Source organism: Bradyrhizobium oropedii (assembly GCF_020889685.1).
Lineage (GTDB): Bacteria > Pseudomonadota > Alphaproteobacteria > Rhizobiales > Xanthobacteraceae > Bradyrhizobium > Bradyrhizobium oropedii.
The window spans coordinates 1-6,564 of the sequence record NZ_JACMYO010000303.1 but is presented as its reverse complement, the minus strand read 5'-3'; the positions used below and the strand labels follow the sequence as shown (position 1 = coordinate 6,564).

Genomic DNA, 6,564 nt, shown 5'->3' with positions numbered 1-6,564 from the left:
CCGGCGCAGCCCGCGCGGCCCGGCCAGGCGGTGCGGATCTTCACCGGCGCGCCGATGCCTGACGGCACCGACACCGTGTTCATGCAGGAAGACGTGCGGATCGACGACGCGGGGAACGTGATCCTGCCGTCCGGCCTGAAGCCCGGCGCCAACGTTCGCCCCGCCGGCGAGGATATTGCACGCGGTCATGTCGCGCTGGCATCGGGCAGGCGCCTGCGCCCGCAGGACGTCGCCGTCGCCGCGGCGTTCGGGCTGACCACTCTCGATGTGGTGCGGCGGCTGCGCGTCGGGGTGTTCTCCACCGGCGACGAACTGGCCGCGCCGGGCGGCGCGCGCACTGAGGCGCAGCTGTTCGATTCCAACCGCTTCATGCTGATCGCGATGTTGCGGCGGCTCGGTTGCGAGGTCGGCGATCTCGGCATCCTGCGCGACGAGCGGGCTGAGCTCGCCGATGCGCTCAAGCAGGTCGCGCGCCGCTACGACCTGATCCTGACCACCGGCGGTGTCTCGACCGGCGAAGAGGACCACGTCAAGGCCGGCATCGAGCAGGCCGGCTCGCTTGTGCTGTGGCGGATGGCGATCAAGCCGGGCCGTCCGGTGGCGATGGGAATCATCGACGGCACGCCGCTGATCGGATTGCCCGGCAATCCCGTGGCGAGCTTCGTCACCTTCGTCCATGTTGTGCGGCCGACCGTGCTGGCACTGTCGGGCGCTGTGCCGTCTCCACTGCTGCCGATGCCGGTTCGGGCCGCCTTCAGCTACAAGAAGAAGAGCGGGCGGCGCGAGTATGTCCGCGCCTCGCTGCGACGCGCGGCGGACGGATCGCTGGAGGCGACCAAGTTTCCCCGCGAAGGGGCCGGCCTGCTGTCGTCGCTGATCGAGACGGATGGGTTGATCGAGCTCGGCGAGGCCGTCGTGCGGGTCGAGCCGGGCGATGCCGTCGGCTTTCTCGGTTACGCCGATCTGCTGTGAGACCGCAGATGCGGCCGTCCTCGCGATTTGAAATTCAGATCGCCCGATAGGCAAACATTAACAACAGCCTGCGCGGCAACCGGACGCTCCTAGAGGCGTTCTAAATCTGCTTGCCTGTGGCATGCCAGAGAATAGAGTTGGGTTGAACCGACGCAATTCGTGCAAAGCGGAGTTCCAAGACGCGGTTTCAAGGCGAGGATTCATGAGCCAAGGCGACGTTCACAAGGTCCGCGCGTTCGAGCATCCCGGACAGGGCAGGAAGCGGGCGAAAGCCACGCCCAAGGGACGACAGGTCGACCCTCTGGCAGCTCATGAGATCGAGGCGCTGCTTGCCGACCGGCCGAGACAGCGCGATATGCTGATCGAGTACCTGCATCTGATTCAGGATAAGTACCATCAGATCTCGGCGGCGCATCTGGCTGCGCTCGCCGATGAGATGAAGCTGTCATTTGCCGAAGTGTTCGAGACCGCGACCTTCTATGCGCATTTCGACATCGTGAAGGAAGGCGAGCCTGACATCGCGCCGCTCACCGTGCGTGTGTGCGATTCGCTGACCTGCGCAATGCTCGGCGGCGAGCAGCTGCTGAAGGATCTTCTGTCCCGCGCCGGCCCCGGCATCCGCGTCGTGCGCGCGCCGTGCGTCGGCCGCTGCGACACGGCACCCGCTGCGGAGGTCGGCCACAACTTCATCGACCATGCGACCGTCACCAATGTGCTCGCGGCGGCGAAGAGCGGCGACACCCATGTGCATCTCCCGAGCTATATCGAGTACGACGCCTATGTCGCCGACGGCGGATACAAGCTGCTCACGCGGCTGCGCTCGGGCGAATTGCCGCGGGAAGACCTGTTGAAGGCACTCGACGATGCGTCGCTGCGCGGCCTCGGCGGCGCAGGTTTCCCGACCGGCCGCAAATGGCGCGCCGTGCTCGGCGAGCCGGGGCCGCGGTTGATGGCTGTCAACGGCGACGAGGGCGAACCCGGCACCATCAAGGACCGGTACTATCTCGAGACCGATCCGCATCGCTTCCTCGAGGGGATGCTGATCGGTGCCCACGTGGTCGAGGCGCCCGAAGTCTACATCTATATCCGCGACGAATATCCGGCCTGCCGCGAGATCCTCGCCCGCGAGATCGCAAAACTTCCGCCCGGCGGTCCGACGCTGCATCTGCGGCGCGGTGCCGGCGCCTATATCTGCGGCGAGGAATCCTCACTGCTGGAATCGATCGAGGGCAAGCGCGGCCTGCCGCGGCACAAGCCGCCATATCCGTTCCAGGTCGGGCTGTTCGGCCTGCCGACGCTGATCAACAACATCGAGACGTTGTGGTGGGTGCGCGACATCGTCGAGAAGGGCGCCGACTGGTGGAAGAGCCATGGCCGCAACGAGCGCCACGGCCTGCGCAGCTTCTCGGTGTCGGGACGTGTCAGGGATCCCGGCGTCAAGCTCGCGCCGGCCGGCATCACCCTGCGCGAACTGATCGACGAGTTCTGCGGCGGCATGGCCTACGGCCATACCTTGCAGGCCTATCTGCCGGGCGGCGCGTCCGGCGGCATCCTGCCGGCCTCGATGGACGACATCCCGCTCGATTTCGGCACGCTCGAGAAGTACGGCTGCTTTATCGGCTCCGCCGCTGTCGTCGTGCTCTCGCAGGCCGATGACGTCAGGGACGCTGCGCTGAATCTGATGAAGTTCTTCGAGGACGAGAGCTGCGGACAATGCACGCCCTGCCGCGCCGGAACCGAGAAGGCCGCGCTCTTGATGCAGCAGCCGGTCTGGAACAAGGAACTGCTCGACCAATTGAGCCAGGCGATGCGCGATGCGTCGATCTGCGGCCTGGGTCAGGCGGCGTCCAATCCGCTGACGTCAGTGATCAAGTATTTTCCGGACGGGTTTCGTCCGCAGCAAGCCGCCGAATAGGCGGGCCGGGCAGGACGAATTTCGACGAGGATTTTGAATGAGCAACCATCAGAACTCCGGCCAGACGATTCAGTTCGAGCTCGACGGCCACCAGGTCGAGGCACAAGCCGGCGAGACGATCTGGCAGGTCGCCAAGCGCCAGGGCACCGAGATTCCGCATCTCTGCTATTCGCCCGCGCCGGACTACAGGCCGGACGGCAATTGCCGCGCCTGCATGGTCGAGATCGAAGGCGAGCGCGTGCTGGCGGCGTCGTGCATGCGGACGCCTTCCGTTGGGATGAAGGTGAAGTCGGCCAGCCAGCGCGCGGTCGCGGCACAGAAGATGGTGATGGAGCTGCTCGTCGCGGACCAGCCGGCGCGCGAGACCTCGCACGATCCGGATTCGAAATTCTGGCACTGGGCCGAGAAGACCGGCGTCACCGAGAGCCGCTTCCCCGCGACCGAGCGCTGGCACGCCGACACCAGCCATCCGGCGATGCGCGTCAATCTCGACGCCTGCATCCAGTGCGGCCTGTGCGTGCGGGCGTGCCGCGAGGTGCAGGTCAACGACGTGATCGGCATGGCTTATCGTAGTCACGGCTCGAAAATCGTCTTCGACTTCGACGATCCGATGGGAGAGTCCACCTGCGTCGCCTGCGGTGAGTGCGTCCAGGCCTGCCCGACGGGGGCGCTGATGCCGGCCGTGATGCTCGACGACAAGCAGACCCGCGTCACCTATCCCGACAAGAAGGTGGACTCGCTCTGCCCGTATTGCGGTGTCGGCTGTCAGGTCACCTACCAGGTCAAGGACGAGAAGGTGATTTACGCGGAAGGCCGTGATGGTCCCGCCAATCACAACCGGCTCTGCGTCAAGGGCCGCTTCGGCTTCGACTACATCCATCATCCGAACCGGCTGACGAAACCGCTGGTGCGGCTGCCCGGCGTCAAGAAGGATGCCAACGACCAGGTCGATCCGGCCAATCCCTTTACCCATTTCCGCGAAGCATCCTGGGAAGAGGCGCTCGATCTTGCAGCAGCCGGCTTGCGCAAAATCCGCGACGAGAAGGGGCCGAAAGCGCTCGCTGGCTTCGGCTCGGCCAAGGGCTCGAACGAGGAAGCCTATCTGTTCCAGAAGCTGGTGCGCACCGGCTTCGGCTCCAACAATGTCGACCACTGCACGCGGCTGTGCCACGCCTCGTCGGTGGCGGCGCTGTTCGAGGGATTGAGCTCCGGCGCGGTGTCGGCGCCGTTCGCGGCCGCGACCGATGCCGAGGTGATCTGGGTGATCGGCGCCAATCCGACCGTGAACCATCCGGTCGCCGCGACCTACATCAAGAACGCCGCCAAGCGCGGCGCCAAGCTTTATGTGATGGACCCGCGGCGGCAGGCGCTGTCGCGCCATGCGACGCAGCACCTCGCCTTCAAGCCGGGCAGCGACGTCGCGATGCTGAACGCGATGATCCACACCATCATCACCGAAGGCCTGACCGACGAGCAGTACATTGCCGGCTATACCGAGGGCTACGACGACCTCAAGGCGAAGATCCAGGAGTTCACACCGGAGCGCATGTCGCAGATCTGCGGCATTCCCGCCGAGACGCTGCGCGAGGTCGCCCGCGCCTATGCCCGCGCCAAGTCGTCGATCATCTTCTGGGGCATGGGCATCAGCCAGCATGTCCACGGCACCGACAATGCGCGCTGCCTGATCGCGCTGGCGCTGATCACCGGCCAGGTCGGCCGCCCCGGCACCGGGCTGCATCCGCTGCGCGGCCAGAACAACGTGCAGGGCGCCTCCGACGCCGGTCTGATTCCGATGTTCCTGCCGGACTACCAGCCGGTCGGCCGCGACGACATGCGCGGCGCCTTCGAGAAGCTGTGGGGGCAGCAGCTCGATCCGGTGCGCGGGCTGACCGTCGTCGAGATCATGAACGCGATCCACGCCGGCGAAATCCACGGCATGTATGTCGAGGGCGAGAACCCCGCGATGTCCGATCCGGATTTGCAGCACGCGCGCCAGGCGCTGGCCAGGCTCGACCATCTCGTCGTGCAGGATCTGTTCGTCACCGAGACCGCGTTCCACGCCGACGTCATCCTGCCGGCCTCGGCGTTCGCCGAGAAGTCCGGCTCGTTCACCAATACCGACCGCCGCGTGCAGCTGGCGCGCGAGGTGATCAAGCCGCCGGGCGATGCGCGGCAGGATTTCTGGATCATCCAGGAGATCGCCAAGCGGATGGGACTACCGTGGAATTATGCCGGGCCGGGCGAGGTCTTCACCGAGATGGCGCAGCTGATGCCGTCGCTGAAGAACATCACCTGGGAGCGTCTGGTCCGCGAGGGCGCGGTGACCTATCCGGTCGACGATCCCGACAAGCCCGGCAACGAGATCATCTTCACCACCGGATTCCCGACCGAGAGCGGCCGCGGCAAGATCGTGCCGGCCAAAGTGATCCCGCCGGACGAATTGCCCGACGACGAGTATCCGATGGTGCTGTCGACCGGACGCGTCCTCGAGCACTGGCACACCGGCTCGATGACACGCCGCGCCCAGGTGCTCGACCAGATCGAGCCCGAAGCGGTGGCGTTCATGACGCCGAAGGACATGCGCAAGAAGGGGCTCGCGCCGGGCGACTTCATCCGTCTCGAGACCCGCCGCGGCGCGGTCGAGGTCAAGGTGCGCGCCGACCGCGACGTGCCCGAGAACATGGTCTTCATGCCGTTCTGCTACGCGGAAGCGGCGGCCAACCTGTTGACCAACCCGGCGCTCGATCCGTTCGGCAAGATTCCGGAGTTCAAGTTCTGCGCCGTTCGCGCCGAGAAGATCGATATCCGCACCGCGGCGGAATAGTGGTCGCGGGACGGAACGTGGAGCCGCTGCATTGACAACGATCAAGGTCATCATTTCCGGCGGCTTCGCTGCGGTGTACCGCGAGGTGCTGCCTGAGTTCGAGCGAAGCGCCGGCATCAAGGTGGAAACCGGATCGGGCGCGTCGGAGGGCATCGGTCCGAAGACGATCAGGCACCAGCTTGCGAATGGCACCAAGGCGGACGTGGTGATCCTCTCGCGCGAGGGATTGCGAACGCTGATCGAAGACGGACGAATTCGTGCGGGCTCCGATACCGGCCTGGCGACGGCGCCTCTGGCCGCCGCGGTTCGGGCGGGCTGTCCCAAGCCCGATATCAGCAGTGATGCCGCGCTCACCAAGGCCTTGATCGCCGCAGGCCAGATCGTGGCGCCGAGCAGCACGAGCGGACAGTTCGTCCGCGACAAGGTCTTCCCGAAGCTGAATCTGCCGGACACGGTGATGCTCACGCTGGAGGCGCGTGGAACCGAGGCGGCCGCAGCGCTGCGGGCAGGCAAGGCCAATCTCTCGATCGGGCCGACCAGCGAACTGGTTCAGGAGACCGGCATCGAACTCGTCGGTCTGCTGCCTGCAAATCTCCAGCTTGTCCAAACCTTCACGACCGCCGTCGTCAGCGACGCCACGGCGCCGGAAGCGGCCAAACGCCTGATCGACTTTCTTTCATCGGACAGCGATATCTTGCGCGTGGCAATCAAGCGCGCGGGCATGGAGCGGCCGCGAGGATAAACTGAGGCGCGGGCCTCAGTGATCGCTGGGGGCTACGTTGAGCGGCGCGCCACCGGTCGAAATCGGACCTGCCGGTTTTGCAGCCCGAGCCGGCGGCTTTTTGGGCTTCGC

At 65.9% G+C, this 6,564-nt stretch carries 4 protein-coding genes; all 4 read left to right on the top strand.

Annotated features, from left to right (window positions below):
• The coding region (locus H8A95_RS40995; protein WP_229188180.1) for a molybdopterin molybdotransferase MoeA at window positions 1-972 on the top strand (972 nt) is incomplete at its 5' end.
• Between the two features lie 202 nt (window positions 973-1,174).
• Window positions 1,175-2,887: an NADH-ubiquinone oxidoreductase-F iron-sulfur binding region domain-containing protein gene (locus H8A95_RS40990; protein ID WP_229188179.1), complete on the top strand. Its 1,713-nt coding sequence runs from the start codon at window positions 1,175-1,177 to the stop codon at window positions 2,885-2,887.
• 37 nt (window positions 2,888-2,924) lie between these two features.
• On the top strand, window positions 2,925-5,711 hold the full coding sequence (gene fdhF, locus H8A95_RS40985) for a formate dehydrogenase subunit alpha (RefSeq protein WP_229188178.1): 2,787 nt from the start codon (window positions 2,925-2,927) through the stop codon (window positions 5,709-5,711).
• A gap of 31 nt (window positions 5,712-5,742) precedes the next feature.
• A complete protein-coding gene (locus tag H8A95_RS40980; protein ID WP_229188177.1) occupies window positions 5,743-6,453 on the top strand; it encodes a substrate-binding domain-containing protein in 711 nt (236 codons plus the stop codon).
• Window positions 6,454-6,564: the final 111 nt, after the last annotated feature.

What these genes read in the sequence shown, in the direction of transcription:
- H8A95_RS40990 (WP_229188179.1), top strand. Translation starts at nt 1,175, where the DNA reads ATGAGCCAAGGCGACGTTCACAAGGTCCGCGCGTTCGAGCATCCCGGA.
- fdhF (WP_229188178.1), top strand. Translation starts at nt 2,925, where the DNA reads ATGAGCAACCATCAGAACTCCGGCCAGACGATTCAGTTCGAGCTCGAC.